Source organism: Brevundimonas sp. M1A4_2e, assembly GCF_053345555.1.
The window spans coordinates 17663-31846 of sequence record NZ_JBKFAI010000006.1 but is presented as its reverse complement, the minus strand read 5'-3'; the positions used below and the strand labels follow the sequence as shown (position 1 = coordinate 31846).

Below are 14184 nucleotides of genomic sequence, written 5' to 3'. Positions count from 1 at the left end.
TTCTGGGCCGCAAGCTCGGGCGCCGTCGCGTCCAGGGCATCCGATTCCGCCTGGGCTTGGCCATGGCCCTGGGCCTGCTGCCCATACTGCTGCTCGGCGTGATCCAGACCGAGGCCGAGTTCCGCAAGCAGGAGCAGGAGCGCCGGCTCGACCTGCAGCTGGCGGCCGAACGCAGCGCCTCGGACGCCAAGGCCCGGATCAGCTCGACCGTGGTGCTGCTGCAGGCTCTGACGCCGGAAGGGGGCGGCTTCTTTTGCGAGGCTCGCCTTACCGCCCTCGCTGCGCGGATGGAGGGGATCACCAGCCTGGCGCGCTACAGCGCCACGGGCGCGCCGGTCTGCGCCTCGCGCAGCGAGAGCGAGGCGCAGACGAAACAAAACGTGTCGGCGGATACCTGGCACCAGCGCCTGAAGCGCGGCGAAGACGTGGTGATGCAGCGTTCGGCCGACGGCGAATCCCTGATCGTCGCCGTCCGTTGGGAACGCCCGATGGGCGCCTTTCAAGGCGCGATGGCGGCCACGGTGCCGCTGAGCGTGCTCCAGCCGGACATCCGCGATCCCGCCTTGCCCGCCGGGTCGGAGGCGGCGCTGACGGATGGCGCCGGAAACATTCTGATCGCCACTGATCCGCGGCCGTTCGCGCTGAAACGCGCGGCCGAGGCGAACGGCTGGACGGACCGGGCGCGCGCCGACGCCGTCGTCATGTTCGAAGCGCGCGACGCCCAGGGACGACGCAATGTCTATGGAGGCGCGCCTCTGGCTGGGCAGGATGTCTTCGTCCTGCTGTCGGCGCCGGCGCCGGGACTGCTGTCCTGGGCGCGGCTGAACCCGTTCGGCACCCTGTTGCTGCCGCTGGCGGCGTGGCTGACCGCCTTTGCCGCCGTCATGCTGCTGTCCGAGCGGATCGTGGTGCGCTGGCTGGATTATCTGGAACGGGTGGCCGCCATCTATGCGCGAGGACGTTTCTCCATTCGCCCGGTCCAGGCCGAGCACGCCCCGGCCGAAATCCGCACCCTGGCCCGCACCCTGGGCCAGCTGGGCGAGACCATCACCCGTCGCGACCGGGATATTCTGGATGCGCTGGAGGAGAAGGACGCCCTGCTGCGCGAAATCCACCACCGGGTGAAAAACAATCTGCAGATCATCTCGTCCCTGCTGTCCATGCAGCAACGGGCGGTGACCGATCTGGGCGCGCGGGCGGCGCTGGGCGACACGCGACAGCGCATCACCGCCCTGGCCCAGATCTATCGCGTCCTCTACCAGAGCGAGGACATTCGCGAGGCCGACGCCGACACCTTCCTGCGCGAACTGGTCGGCCAGCTCATCGCCGGGGAAGCGGTGCGCGGCCCCCTGGTGACGACGTCCATCGAAGCCGACCCGCTGATCATCGACCCGGACAAGTTGGCGCCCCTGGCCCTGTGGCTGGTCGAAGCCGTGTCCAACGCCCAGAAACACGCCTTCGCTGGCCGCGGCGGCGAGCTGAAGGTGCGCTTCAAGGTCGATGGCGACACCAGTGTGCTGGAGGTCGAGGACGACGGCCCCGGACTGGACGACGCCGTCGAGGCGGGCGTCGGCCGCACTCTGATGATGGCCTTCGCCAAGCAACTACGCGGCGAGGCCCGGATCATTCCCGCGCCGGGCGGCGGCTCAATCGCGCGGCTGACCTTCGTCACGCCCGAAGCCCGCGACGCAGCCCAGGTGCGAGAGGTCGCAGCCTTTCGTCTCAGCGGAACCCCGCCCCAAGCGTAGCGTTGTATGGAGGACGGGCGCGGAGCCCGAACCAACAGGAGCCTCCTATGCGCAAGATCATCATTCTGGCCGTCGCCGCCGCTGCTTTGACCACCGCCGCCTGCAACACCATTCAGGGCGTCGGCAAGGACACCCAGGCCGCTGGCCAGGCGGTCGAAGGCGCCGCTCGCGACGCCAAGAACTAAGCGCTCCAGCCCTCATCGGGCCGGAGTTTTCGCCCCGCGGACATTTGTGTCCGCGGGGTTTTATTTTTCGCTGGCACCGCATGGCCTGCTTGTTTAGCGTCCGCGCGCCCCACGCAGGGGTCAGGACAGTGAAAGAAAAATGCGCGTCGGCTCCCCCCGAGAAACCAAGACCAATGAACATCGCGTCGGCCTGACGCCAGCCGCCGCCGGCGAATACGTCGCCCACGGCCATACCGTCCTGCTGGAGACCGGAGCCGGTCTGGGCGCGGGCTTTACCGACGCCGACTACGAGAAGGCGGGCGCGCGCATCGCCCCCGACGCCGCGGCCGTCTTCGCCGACAGCGACATGATCGTGAAGGTCAAGGAGCTTCAGCCCGCCGAGTTCCCCCTGCTGAAGCCGGACCACATCCTGTTCGCCTATCTGCATCTGGCGCCCGATCCCGAACAGACGAAGGCCCTGCTGGCCTCGGGCTGCGCCGCCATCGCCTATGAGACGGTGACGGACGCCAATGGAGGGCTGCCTCTGCTGGCGCCCATGTCCGAGGTGGCCGGACGGATCGCGGTCTTTTCGGCGGCCGAGACCCTGTTGAAGCACAAGGGCGGGATGGGGCTGTTGTTCTGCGGCGTGCCCGGCGTGGCGCCCGCGCGGGTGCTGGTGCTGGGCGGCGGCGTCGTGGGGCTGAACGCCGCGCGCATGGCCGTCGGTCTGGGCGCCGAGGTGGTGGTGCTGGAGCGCTCCATCCCCCGGATGCGTCATATCGACGAAGTGACCGGCGGGCGCGTCATCACCCGCTATTCCTCGCTGCACGCCATCGAGGAGGAACTGCCCAAGGCCGATGTGGTGATCGGCGCCGTTCTGACGCCGGGCGCAGAAGCTCCGACCCTCGTGCGCCGGGACCAGTTGTCGTCGATGAAGAAGGACAGCGTCCTGATCGACGTCGCCATCGACCAGGGCGGCTGTTTCGAGACTTCGCGCCCGACCACCCACGATGATCCGACCTATGTGGTCGACGACATCATTCACTATTGCGTCGGCAACATGCCCGGCGCCGTGCCGCGTACCAGTTCCGAGGCGCTCACCAACGCCACCCTGCCCTATGGCCTGGCCCTGGCGGACCGGGGACTGGAGGCCCTGCGCGCCGATCCGCACCTGGCCCGCGGTCTGAACGTGCTGAAGGGCGAGGTCACCCATCCGGCGGTCGGCAAGGCGCTGGGCCTGTCGTGGCGCGACCCCTTCGGCGTCTGGGCGCGCGGCTAAGATCGCACCCGCCTGTAATTCGCCGCGCTTCTAGGCCATAAGGCGCCCATGAAGTTCCTCGACCAGGCCAAGATCTACATTCGCTCCGGCAACGGCGGCGCGGGCTCCGTCTCGTTCCGTCGCGAAAAGTTCATTCCCAACGGCGGCCCGGACGGCGGCGACGGCGGCAAGGGCGGCGACGTCTGGGTCGAGGCGGCCGATGGGCTGAACACCCTGATCGACTTCCGCTACCAGCAGCATTTCAAGGCCCAGACCGGCCACCACGGCCAGGGCCGCCAGATGCACGGCGCCAAGGGCGAGGACGTGGTCCTGCGCGTCCCCGTCGGCACCCAGGTGCTGGACGAGGACAAGGAGACCGTGCTCGTCGACCTGGACGAGCCGGGCATGAAGGTGAAGCTGCTGTCCGGCGGCAACGGCGGCTGGGGCAACACCCGCTTCAAGGGGCCGGTCAACCAGGCGCCGCGCCACGCCAACCCCGGCCAGGAAGGCCAGGAGCGCTGGATCTGGCTGCGGCTGAAGCTGATCGCCGACATCGGTCTGGCCGGCCTGCCCAACGCCGGCAAGTCGACCTTCCTGTCGGCCGTCTCGGCGGCGCGGCCCAAGGTGGCGGACTATCCCTTCACCACCCTGACGCCGAACCTGGGCATGGTGGACCTGAGCCCGTCGGAACGCTTCGTCATCGCCGACATCCCCGGCCTGATCGAAGGCGCCAGCGAGGGCGCAGGCCTGGGCACGCGTTTCCTGGGCCACGTCGAGCGCTCGGCCAGCCTGATCCACCTGATCGACGGCACGCAGGACGACGTGGTCGAGGCCTATCGCATCATCCGCGGCGAGCTGGAGGCCTATGGCGAAGGCCTGGCCGACAAGACCGAGATCCTGGCTCTGAACAAGATCGACGCCCTGACGCCCGAGGCTCGTGAGGAGAAGGCGGCGGCGCTGGAGGCGGTCGCGGGCCGTCGCCCGATGCTGGTGTCCGGCGTCTCAGGCGAGGGCGTGACCGAACTGCTGCGCGCCGCCTGGGCCGAGGTCAAACTGACCCGCGGCGAGGTCACCGACGAGGGCGCGGACATCATTCCCGAAACGCCGGGCGGCTGGCAGCCGTAAGCGCGGGAGCTCTCCTCCCCATGCAAATGGGGAGGTGGCGCGGACGCGATAGCGTCCGTGACGGAGGGGCTGCTTGGTTACGCTGTGGCAAAGCCCCTCCACCGCTACGCGGTCCCCTCCCCATTGCATGGGGAGGAAAGCTAAGGCCGGATGACGCCGCGCCTTCCGCCCCCTATGTTCGCGCCATGACCGACGCGACCGCCGAAATCCCCGCCCGCCCCCTCACTCAAGACGGGCCGCCCTTGCGGCTGTGGATGATCGACGCCTCGGCCTACATCTTCCGCGCCTACCACGCCCTGCCCCCGCTGACCCGCAAGTCGGACGGCCTGCCCGTGGGCGCGGTGCAGGGCTACTGCAACATGCTGTGGAAGCTGATCCGCGACATGAAGGGCGAGGACGGGCCGACGCACCTGGTCGCCGTCTTCGACCATTCGGAGAAGACCTTCCGCAACGATCTATATGATCAATACAAGGCCCACCGTCCCCCGGCGCCCGAGGATCTGGTCCCGCAGTTCCCCCTGGTGCGCGAGGCCACCAAGGCCTTCGGCGTCCACTGCGTCGAGATGGCCGGCTACGAGGCCGATGACCTGATCGCCACCTACGCCTGCCAGGCGCGCGACGCGGGCGGCGAGGCGGTGATCGTCAGCTCCGACAAGGATCTGATGCAGCTGATCGGGGGCGGCGTGGTCATGTACGACCCGATGAAAGATCGCCGCCTGGACGAAGAAGCCGTGTTTGAAAAATTCGGCGTCACGCCCGACAAGGTGGTCGAGGTCCAGGCCCTGATCGGCGACAGCGTCGACAACGTGCCCGGCGCCCCCGGCATCGGCCCCAAGACGGCGGCCCAGTTGATCCACGAGTACGGCGACCTCGATACCCTCCTGGCCCGGGCCGGCGAGATCAAGCAGCCCAAGCGCCGCGAGACCCTGATCAACTTCGCCGATCAGATCCGCCTGTCGCGCGAACTGGTCAAGCTGACCTGCGACGCGCCGATTCCCGAACCGATCGACGACTTCGTCATCCGCGACCCGGACCCGCAGACCTTGTCCGCCTTCCTGGAGATGATGGAGTTCAGATCGCTGGCCCGCCGCGTCGGCGACGGCAAGGCGCCGCAGAAGGAAGGCTCGACTTTCGCGCGCCAGCCAAGCGTCCCGGTGGCTACGCCGCGCTATGGCCAGACCGAAGTCGCCGCCCCGGCCGAGCCCCAGGCGATCGATCATGATCGCTATGAATGCGTGCAGACGCTGGAAGACCTCGACCGCTGGATCGCGCGGGCCAAGGCGGCGGGCGTGGTCGGCTTCGACACCGAGACGGACGCCCTGTCCTCGACCCACGCCGGACTGTGCGGGGTGTCTCTGGCCGTGGGGCCCAACGACGCGTGCTACATCCCCCTGACGCACGAACATGAGCCGACCGGCGACGGCGGCTTGGACTTCGGCGACGGCGGCGACGCGCGCCCGCCCCTGCAGCAGATCGACAAGCCGACGGCCCTGGCCCGGCTGAAGGCGCTGCTGGAAGACCCATCGGTGCTGAAGGTCGGCCAGAACATCAAATACGACCTCGCCGTCATGGCCCGGCGCGGCGTGCGCGTCGCCCCGATCGACGACGTGATGCTGATCTCCTACGTGCTGGAGGGGGGCCTGCACGGCCACGGCATGGACGAGCTGGCGCGGCTGCACCTCGGCCACGAGCCGATGACCTTCAAGAGCGTGGCCGGGACCGGCAAGAGCCAGAAGAGCTTCAAGCACGTGGAGATGAAGTCGGCCGTCTGTTACGCCGCCGAGGACGCCGACGTGACCCTGCGCCTGCATCGCCTGCTGAAGCCGCGCCTGGCGGCCGAGGGGCTGTCGAGCGTCTATGAGACGCTGGAGCGCGGCATGCCCGCCGTTCTGGCCGACATGGAGCGGGCCGGCGTTCGCGTCGATCCGGATCGTCTGCGCTCCCTGTCCTCGACCTTCGGCCAGCGCATGGCCGAGCTGGAGGAAGAGGCGCACAAACTGGCCGGCCGCCCGTTCAACGTCGGCAGCCCGCGCCAGATCGGCGAGATCCTGTTCGGCGAGATGAACCTGCCGGGCGGCAAGAAGACCGCCAGCGGCCAGTGGGGCACCGACGCCAGCGTGCTGGAGGAGCTGGCCCAGACGCAGGCCCTGCCCCGCACCATCCTGGACTGGCGCCAGCTGTCCAAGCTAAAGGGCACCTATACCGACGCCCTGGTGGCGGCGATGGACCCGCAGACGAACCGGGTCCACACCTCCTATCAGTTGGCGGCGGCGACGACGGGGCGCCTGGCCTCGTCCGATCCCAACCTGCAGAACATCCCGATCCGCACCGAGACCGGCCGGCAGATCCGCCAGGCCTTCATCGCCTCGCCGGGCAATGTGCTGATCAGCGCCGACTACAGCCAGATCGAGCTGCGCCTTCTGGCCCACATCGGCGACATCCCCGAGCTGAAGCGCGCCTTCAAGAGCGGCCTCGACATCCATGCGGCGACCGCGTCCGAGATGTTCGGCGTGCCGGTCGAGGGCATGCCCAGCGAGACGCGCCGCCGGGCCAAGGCCATCAACTTCGGCATCATCTACGGCATCAGCGCCTTCGGCCTGGCCGCCCAGCTGGGCATCGACCAGGGCGAGGCCGGCGCCTACATCAAGACCTATTTCGAGCGCTTCCCCGGCATCCGCGCCTACATGGACAGGACCAAGGCGCTGGTGAAGGCGCAGGGCTTCGTCACCACCGTCTTCGGGCGGCGCATCCACATCCCGGCCATCCACTCCAAGTCCGGCGCCGAGCGCCAGTTCGGCGAGCGCGCGGCCATCAACGCCCCGATCCAGGGCGCCGCCGCCGACATCATCCGCCGCGCCATGATCCGCATGCCCGGCGCCCTGGCCGAGGCGGGTCTGCAAACCCGCATGCTGCTGCAGGTCCACGACGAACTGGTGTTCGAGGCCCCCGAGGCCGAGGCCGACCGCGCCATCGCCATCATCCGCCGCATCATGGAAGGCGCCGCCCTGCCTGTCGTCGATCTGAGCGTGCCGCTGGATGTCGAGGCCAAGGCGGCCCTGAACTGGGACGGCGCGCACTAAAACCCATTGGCTTTCAAGCAAGGATCACGACATGAGCCTGGACCCCGAAATCCGCGACAACGAAGACGCCAAGCGTTACGAGCTGGAGGTCGACGGCGAGACCGCCGTGGTCATCTACAACCCGGTCGCGGGCGGGCGGCTGATCACCGAGACCCTCGTGCCCGTCCCACTGGAAGGGCGCGGCATCGCCAGCCGCATGGCAAAGCACGTCCTGGCCGATCTGAAAGACAAGGGTCTGCTGATCCTGCCGACCTGCACCTTCTTCTCCAGCTATCTGAAGAAGCACCCGGAATACGCCGATCAGGTGCATCCGACCTATCGAGCCATGCTGGGCCTCTGACGGTCGCTTCGCGCGCGATCCCCTGCTAGGGCGGGGCGATGAAGTGTTCAGACATCGACGTCCTGATCGTCGGCGCCGGCGCGGCCGGCATGATGTGCGCCATCGAGGCGGGCAAGCGCGGCCGTCGCGTGCGCGTGATCGATCACGCCCGCGCCCCCGGCGAAAAGATCCGCATCTCGGGCGGCGGCCGCTGCAACTTCACCAATCTGGGGACGAGCGGCGCCAATTTTCTGGGCGAAAACCCGCGCTTCGCCCTGTCGGCCCTGCGGCGCTTCACCCAGCACGACTTCATCAAGATGGTCGACCGCCACGGCATCGCCTGGCACGAGAAGACCCTGGGCCAGCTGTTCTGCGACGACAGCGCCAAACAGATCATCCGCATGCTGACGGACGAGATGAAGGCGGCGGGCGTCACCCTGTCGCTGGGCGTCGGCGTCAAAACGGTGGAGCGCGCGGGCGAGCGGTTTCAGGTCGATCTGGACGACGGATCGCGCGTGACGGCGGCGTCGCTGGTCGTGGCCAGCGGCGGCAAGTCCATTCCCAAGATGGGGGCAACCGGCTGGGGCTATGAGATCGCGCGGCGCTTCGGCCTGCGCGTCACCGACACCCGCCCCGCGCTGGTTCCACTGACGTTCGAGCCCGGCCTGCTGGAGCAGCTCAAGCCGCTGGCGGGCGTGTCGGTCGACGCGGTGGTGCGCCACAAGGCGCCCAAGGAGGCCGGCCCCGGCCGCCCGGCCAAGGAGACCGTCTTCCGCGAAGGCCTGCTGTTCACCCATCGCGGCCTGTCGGGGCCGTCCATCCTGCAGATCAGCACCTACTGGCGCGAGGGCGAGGCGATCACCGTCGACCTGGCCCCCGATCGCGACGCAGCGGCTGAAATTCTGGCCGCCAAGACCGAGAATGGCAAGCAGGCGGTCCACACGGCCGTCGGCCATGTCGTGCCGCGCCGTCTGGCCGAGGCCCTGTGCGCGCGCGAAAACCTGTCGGGCAAACTGGCGGAAGTCGGCGACAAGAAGTTGCGGGCCCTGGCCGAGGCGGTCAACGCCTGGACGGTCAAGCCGGTCGGATCCGAAGGCTATCGCACCGCCGAAGTGACGCTGGGCGGGGTCGACACCGCCGCCCTGGACCAACAGACGATGGAGGCCAAGACCATCCCCGGCCTGTTCTTCATCGGCGAAGTGGCGGACGTGACCGGCTGGCTGGGCGGCTACAACTTCCAGTGGGCCTGGTCGTCGGGCTGGGCCGCGGGTCAGAGCTGCTGAGCCGGTGAAACAGAGCCTGCGGCGACGCGGCGCGTTGTCGCGCGCGCGGACGCGCCCTACCTCTTTCAGGTAGCGGGACGGGCCCCTCTGGCGGCGCTTCGGCGGCGTGATGTCGGACCGCTTTTAACGACGAAAGAGGATGACGATGCCCCTGTTGATGTGCCCGAACGACAATGCGCCGATGCAGACGCTGGACCGCCATGGCGTCCAGTTCGACATGTGTCCGACCTGTCGCGGCGTCTGGCTGGATCGCGGCGAACTGGAGAAGCTGATGGCCGCCGCCGGCGACGAGGGCCGCGCCGCCGCGCCCGCGCCCGCGCCCCAGGCCTATGCGCCGCCGCCGCAACCGTCCCAACAACCCTGGGGCGGCCAGCCGACCTATCGCGAGCCGCCGCGTCAACGCGACGACCGCTACGACCACGACCGCCGCCGCGACGACGACTATCAGTACCGCAAGAAGAAGAAGCGTCTGGATATCTTCGACATCTTCGACTGAGCCGTCGATTTAGGCCGCCAGCCCCGCAGCCTGCATCAGCGGGCGCAGAGCCTGAAGCGCCTGCGGCTCGGCGCTGAGGGCGGCGCGGGCGTCCGGCGCGCGCATGAGGCGCACCGCCTCGGCGCGGGCGCGCTCGGCGACCGGCCCGCTGGGGCCCGTCTCGCCCGCCGCCAGACGCAGCAGCACCGCCAGCTTCTGCGGGACCGGGGCCGGCGCGCGGGCCAGTTGCGCCGTCAGCCGGGCGTCGGCCTCGATCGCGCCGCCAACGGCGCCGAGGGCTTCGACCACCCCTTGCGTCTCACGCTCGGACAATCCGGCCTTGCGCACGCCGCGCTGAAGCTCGGCCAGGGCCATCAGCCGCTGCCCGGGCGGCGTCGCGCCGGGCGTGCGGGCCCGCATTTCGGTCTCAAACCGCAGGGAGACGACGCAGGCGTCCAGCCAGCGCGCGGCCGCCCGCTTGTTGGCGCCGCCGGTGACGTTTTCGCATAGGCGCGTCAGCCGCTCCGCCTCGGACAGGACGCTGGCGCAATCCTTGACATAGGCGGCGACGAAGTCTGCCGCGACCAGCGCCTTGGACCGCTCGATAAAGGCGGTCTGCACCTCTTCCAGCGTCAGCAGACGCCCCGCCGTGGCCGTCAGCGCCATGGCCAGGACGCGCAGGATCTCGATCTCGCCGACCGCGTCGCCGGGGCGCAGGCGGCGCTGGCTCATCAGTTCGCGCAGCACCATGCGCGCCAGGGAGGCGGCCAGCAGGGGAAACTCGCCCGCCGCCAGCCGCTCGCCCAGACGCCGTACCGGCCCCTCGATCGGCGGGGCCAGCAGGCTGAGGCGCGCATCCTGCGCCAGGACGGCGTCCACCTCGCGCGGGGCGGCCATGCGCACCACCGCCGCCAGGCTGGCGCCCTGATCCAGCCCCGGCCCGAGCACCTGAGCCAGGCCGTGACGCGACCCCAAAAGCTCGCAAAGAATCTGCTCCACCGGCACCAGAACGAGGGCGCGCGGCGCGCCTTCTGCCGGGGCCTGATCGCAGATGTCCATCAGCCGCTCGACCCGCGCCCGCGCGCCCGGCAGGCCGCGCAGGGCGCCCGCCACCGCCCCGCCCATGACGAAGGCCCGGTCCGCCGCGCCCTGAAGCGCCAGAGCCGTCGCCGCGACCGGCCGATCCTCGAAGCTGGGAAACTGCTTCTTGCGCCCGGCGGTCAGCAGCCGCTCGATCGCCTGTTCGGCCAGGCGCTGATAGTGGCGCATCAGGTCGTGCACCGACTGACCCGGGATGGCCTGCGCCTCGGGCACGGCGACCTTCTGGATCGCGTGCTGAAGCTCGACCCCAGAGGCCTCCAGCCGCTCGGCCAGGTCGGGCCGGTGCAGCAGTTCGAAGGCCGTCGCGCCCTGCCGGTTCAGCCAGTCCTCCAACACGCGGCCAAGGGTCTCGCGCGCATGGGGGGCGTACAGGTCGCCGACGCCGCGACAGGCCGGGCCGCGCTGGTCGACGGCGGGCGGACGCTTGCGCGACAGTTCCGGCGCGCCGCGCGTCAGGATGATGACGCTGGCGAACTCCATCGTGTCGGGGTCCAGCGTCTCCTTGGTGACGCGCACGGCGACCGCCTCACGGTCGCGCAACAGCGCCTCGGCGGCGTCGACGGCCTGACGCCGGTCCTCCACGGCCTGATGCAGGGACCAGTCGGCCGGCGCCGTGCGGCGGATGTAGATTTCGTAATGAACAGGTCCGGCCATGACGCCCTTCGCAAGCACAGACGCTTATCCTGCGGCCCCAAGCTTAAGTTCGGGTTTCGCTTTCGTCTCCAGCGGTTGAAAGCCGCGACGACGCGCTCCATTTTGTGTGAACGTAAAGTCACCACGATCGAGTAGAACAGTTACGCTTGCCGTGCGTTGTGCAGACGACGGCGGACCGGACGTTCCCCGCCCGCACTAAGGAGAAGCCCTTGGCCAACATCACTCTGGTCGACGACGACGAGAATATCGTCGCCTCCGTCTCCCTGGCTCTGGAAAGCCATGGCCACACGGTGACCGCCTATCACGACGGCGCCTCGGGCCTGGAAGCGCTGGAGACCACCCCGCCGGACCTGGCGATCCTGGACGTGAAGATGCCGCGCATGGACGGCATGGAAGTGCTGCGCCGCCTGCGCCAGACCTCCAGCCTGCCGGTCATCATGCTGACGTCCAAGGACGAGGAGATCGACGAAATCCTCGGCTTCAACCTCGGCGCCGACGACTACATCCACAAGCCCTTCAGCCAGCGCCTGCTGATCGAGCGGGTGAAGGCCCTGCTGCGCCGCGCCGGCGTCGAAGGTCTGGACCCCATCGACCCGGCCGCCGCCGAAGCCGGCAAGGCGATCAAGCGCGGCAAGCTGTCGATGGACCCGGCGCGCCACGAATCGACCTGGGACGGCAAGCCGGTGAAGCTGACCGTCACCGAGTTCCTGCTGCTTCAGGCCCTGGCCCAGCGCCCCGGCTTCGTGAAGAGTCGCGACAATCTGATGGACGCCGCCTATGACGATCAGGTCTATGTCGACGACCGCACCATCGACAGCCATGTGAAACGGATGCGAAAGAAGTTCCGCATGGTCGACCCTGAGTTCGACGCTATCGAGACCCTGTATGGCGTCGGATACCGCTACCGCGAGAGCTGAACCTGAAACCGTCCGGGCGCGGCGCCGATTCCGCTTCGGCGGATCGCGCCTGGGCGGATTCATCCTGGCTCTCAATCTTCTCAGCCTGCTGATCCTGTTCGGCGGCGCCTTGCTGCTGAACGAATGGCGGCGAGGGCTGATCGAGGCGCGTCAGGAATCCCTCGGCGTTCAGGCCGAGCTTCTGGCCAACGTTCTGGGCGAACTGGGCATCACCCAGGGCGACCCCTATCCCATGCTGGATGATCGGGCGGCCGCCCTGTGGTTGCGCGACAACTTCATTCCGGCCGGGCAGCGCGCCCGCCTCTTCGACATCGACGGGATCGAGGTGTCCGACTCCTTCCGGGTCAGCGACACCATTCCGGGCGCGCCCCTGCCGCCCGCCCACCCCGCGGGAACGGCTCTGGCCCCCGCCGAACCATCGCCGCGCGAGACGGCGCGTCTGGCCCGGGCCAACGCCGAGCTGTCGGCCGAAGTCGAGAGGGCTCTGACCGGCGCGCCCCAGGCCTCCCTGCGCCGTAACGAGGAGGGCGAGCGGGTCGTCTCCGTCTCCCTGCCCGTCCGCCATGTGCAACAGGTTCTGGGCGTGCTGACGCTGGAGGCCGGCGACGTCAACGCCACCCTGGACGCCCAGCGGCGGGCTCTGATGCCCTTCGCCCTGGTGGCCCTGGCGGTGAACCTGCTGGCGTCCCTGGTGCTGCACCTGTTCGTGGCCCGGCCGGTCATGCGGCTGTCGGCGGCGGCGGACCAGGTGCGCCTGCAACGCGCCCGCGCCATCTCCCTGCCCGATCTGGAAGACCGCAAGGACGAGATCGGCGATTTGGCCCGCGCCCTGGAGTCGATGACCGACACCCTGTCGACCCGGATGGACGCCATCGAACGCTTCGCGGCTGACGTCAGCCACGAGATCAAGAACCCGCTGACGTCGATCCGCTCGGCTCTGGAGACCCTGCCGCTGGTCAAGACGGACGAGCAGCGCGCGCGTCTGACCAATCTGCTGCAACAGGACGTGCGGCGTCTGGATCGGTTGATCACCGACATCTCCAACGCCTCGCGCCTGGACGCCGAACTGTCGCGCGACCGGCCGCGCGCCATCGACCTGAACGATCTGCTGGGCGACATCATCGGCGTCTATGAGGCCGGTCGGAAGCCGGACGAACCGGCTGTTCGGCTCGTCACGGCGACCGACAACGCCCGCGTCATGGGCCGCGACGTGCCTCTGGGCCAGGTGTTCCGCAACCTGATCGACAACGCCCGCTCGTTCAGCCCCGCCGGCGGCGAGGTTCGTGTGAGCCTGTATCGCGACGACAGCCCGGCCGACCTGCCCCTGCGCATCCGCATCGACGACGACGGCCCGGGCATCCCGGCTGAAAACCTGGAGACGGTGTTCGAGCGCTTCTACACCTCGCGGCCCAAGGGCACGGCCTTCGGCGCCAACTCGGGTCTGGGCCTGTCCATCGTCCGCCAGATCGTCGACGCCCACGGCGGCCGGGTCCGCGCCGAAAACCGCAAGGGCGAAGACGGGTCCGTTCTGGGCGCCCGCTTTGAAGTCAGCCTGCCCGCCGTCGGCAAACGCGCATGACCCCTGCCCGCCAGCCTGTCCACGCCAGCGTCGTCGCCGCCCGCACGTCTAAGGGATGGCGCGGCGTGCTGATCCAGGGGCCGTCCGGCGCAGGCAAGAGCGACCTGGCGCTGCGGCTGATGCAGAACGGATGGCGGCTGGTCGGCGACGACTGGGTGGAGGTCTTCGCCTGTCGCGGCGCGCTTTACGCCACTGTTCCCGACACCATCGCCGGGCGGATGGAGGTGCGCGGCGTCGGCATCGTCAGCCGGCCTTTTCGCCCCTCGACCCGGCTGGCCCTGGCCCTGCGCCTGACGCGCGAGCCGGTCGAGCGCCTGCCCCAGCCGACATGGCGGGTCATCGAGGGCGTGCTCCTGCCTCAGCTCGATCTGGATCCGCGGCCGGCCTCGGCGGCGGCCGTCGCGGCGGCCGCCCTTAACGCTGTTTCGGAGATGGCGCCGCCCGCTCTTTGATCCGAGCCGCGATTGCCCTATGAAACAAG

12 protein-coding genes are annotated in these 14184 nt (G+C 69.2%); 11 read left to right on the top strand and 1 reads right to left on the bottom strand.

The annotated features are described in order from the left end of the window. Positions 1–62 precede the first annotated feature (62 nt). From phyK to ACLBV5_RS12565, 8 genes are all read left to right on the top strand, one after another. Positions 63–1748 carry a sensor histidine kinase PhyK gene (gene phyK, locus ACLBV5_RS12600; RefSeq protein WP_447605876.1) on the top strand — a complete coding sequence of 562 codons (1686 nt, stop codon included), beginning with the start codon at positions 63–65 and terminating at the stop codon, positions 1746–1748. A gap of 47 nt (positions 1749–1795) precedes the next feature. Further along, a complete protein-coding gene (locus ACLBV5_RS12595; RefSeq protein ID WP_025976938.1) occupies positions 1796–1933 on the top strand; it encodes an entericidin A/B family lipoprotein in 138 nt (45 codons plus the stop codon). 139 nt (positions 1934–2072) lie between these two features. Beyond that, positions 2073–3191 (top strand): alanine dehydrogenase, encoded by a 1119-nt coding sequence (gene ald / locus ACLBV5_RS12590; protein ID WP_447605875.1) that lies wholly within the window; start codon positions 2073–2075, stop codon positions 3189–3191. Positions 3192–3239: 48 nt separating this feature from the next. Beyond that, positions 3240–4295 (top strand): GTPase ObgE, encoded by a 1056-nt coding sequence (gene obgE / locus ACLBV5_RS12585; RefSeq protein WP_447605874.1) that lies wholly within the window; start codon positions 3240–3242, stop codon positions 4293–4295. Positions 4296–4480: 185 nt separating this feature from the next. Then, positions 4481–7375 (top strand): DNA polymerase I, encoded by a 2895-nt coding sequence (gene polA, locus ACLBV5_RS12580; RefSeq protein ID WP_447605873.1) that lies wholly within the window; start codon positions 4481–4483, stop codon positions 7373–7375. Between the two features lie 31 nt (positions 7376–7406). Continuing rightward, a complete protein-coding gene (locus ACLBV5_RS12575) occupies positions 7407–7715 on the top strand; it encodes a GNAT family N-acetyltransferase (RefSeq protein WP_278070232.1) in 309 nt (102 codons plus the stop codon). Positions 7716–7753: 38 nt separating this feature from the next. Continuing rightward, positions 7754–8977 carry an NAD(P)/FAD-dependent oxidoreductase gene (locus tag ACLBV5_RS12570; protein WP_447605872.1) on the top strand — a complete coding sequence of 408 codons (1224 nt, stop codon included), beginning with the start codon at positions 7754–7756 and terminating at the stop codon, positions 8975–8977. Positions 8978–9122: 145 nt separating this feature from the next. Next, positions 9123–9473, top strand: coding sequence for a TFIIB-type zinc ribbon-containing protein (locus ACLBV5_RS12565; protein ID WP_253122807.1), 351 nt, complete (start codon positions 9123–9125; stop codon positions 9471–9473). A 9-nt stretch (positions 9474–9482) separates the two neighbouring features. Here ACLBV5_RS12565 and ACLBV5_RS12560 read toward each other — a convergent pair whose 3' ends face one another. Next, positions 9483–11207, bottom strand: a complete 1725-nt coding sequence (locus ACLBV5_RS12560; protein ID WP_447605871.1) for a hypothetical protein — start codon at positions 11205–11207, stop codon at positions 9483–9485. A 209-nt stretch (positions 11208–11416) separates the two neighbouring features. Here ACLBV5_RS12560 and ACLBV5_RS12555 point away from each other — a divergent pair, with 209 nt between their 5' ends. Genes ACLBV5_RS12555 through ACLBV5_RS12545 form a run of 3 tightly spaced genes read left to right on the top strand, consistent with a single transcriptional unit; the run spans position 11417 to position 14155 of the window. Then, positions 11417–12124, top strand: a complete 708-nt coding sequence (locus tag ACLBV5_RS12555; protein ID WP_134582144.1) for a response regulator transcription factor — start codon at positions 11417–11419, stop codon at positions 12122–12124. Continuing rightward, positions 12093–13703 (top strand): ATP-binding protein, encoded by a 1611-nt coding sequence (locus tag ACLBV5_RS12550; RefSeq protein ID WP_025976947.1) that lies wholly within the window; start codon positions 12093–12095, stop codon positions 13701–13703. The genes ACLBV5_RS12555 and ACLBV5_RS12550 overlap by 32 nt, the downstream gene beginning before the upstream one ends. Next, positions 13700–14155 (top strand): HPr kinase/phosphorylase, encoded by a 456-nt coding sequence (locus tag ACLBV5_RS12545; protein WP_447605870.1) that lies wholly within the window; start codon positions 13700–13702, stop codon positions 14153–14155. Before ACLBV5_RS12550 ends, ACLBV5_RS12545 begins: the two co-directional genes overlap by 4 nt. Positions 14156–14184: the final 29 nt, after the last annotated feature.

What these genes read in the sequence shown, in the direction of transcription:
- ACLBV5_RS12565 (WP_253122807.1), top strand. Translation starts at nt 9,123, where the DNA reads ATGCCCCTGTTGATGTGCCCGAACGACAATGCGCCGATGCAGACGCTG.
- obgE (WP_447605874.1), top strand. Translation starts at nt 3,240, where the DNA reads ATGAAGTTCCTCGACCAGGCCAAGATCTACATTCGCTCCGGCAACGGC.
- ACLBV5_RS12575 (WP_278070232.1), top strand. Translation starts at nt 7,407, where the DNA reads ATGAGCCTGGACCCCGAAATCCGCGACAACGAAGACGCCAAGCGTTAC.
- ACLBV5_RS12550 (WP_025976947.1), top strand. Translation starts at nt 12,093, where the DNA reads ATGGCGTCGGATACCGCTACCGCGAGAGCTGAACCTGAAACCGTCCGG.
- ACLBV5_RS12595 (WP_025976938.1), top strand. Translation starts at nt 1,796, where the DNA reads ATGCGCAAGATCATCATTCTGGCCGTCGCCGCCGCTGCTTTGACCACC.
- ACLBV5_RS12545 (WP_447605870.1), top strand. Translation starts at nt 13,700, where the DNA reads ATGACCCCTGCCCGCCAGCCTGTCCACGCCAGCGTCGTCGCCGCCCGC.
- ACLBV5_RS12570 (WP_447605872.1), top strand. Translation starts at nt 7,754, where the DNA reads ATGAAGTGTTCAGACATCGACGTCCTGATCGTCGGCGCCGGCGCGGCC.
- ACLBV5_RS12560 (WP_447605871.1), bottom strand. Translation starts at nt 11,207, where the DNA reads ATGGCCGGACCTGTTCATTACGAAATCTACATCCGCCGCACGGCGCCG.
- phyK (WP_447605876.1), top strand. Translation starts at nt 63, where the DNA reads ATGGCCCTGGGCCTGCTGCCCATACTGCTGCTCGGCGTGATCCAGACC.
- polA (WP_447605873.1), top strand. Translation starts at nt 4,481, where the DNA reads ATGACCGACGCGACCGCCGAAATCCCCGCCCGCCCCCTCACTCAAGAC.
- ald (WP_447605875.1), top strand. Translation starts at nt 2,073, where the DNA reads ATGCGCGTCGGCTCCCCCCGAGAAACCAAGACCAATGAACATCGCGTC.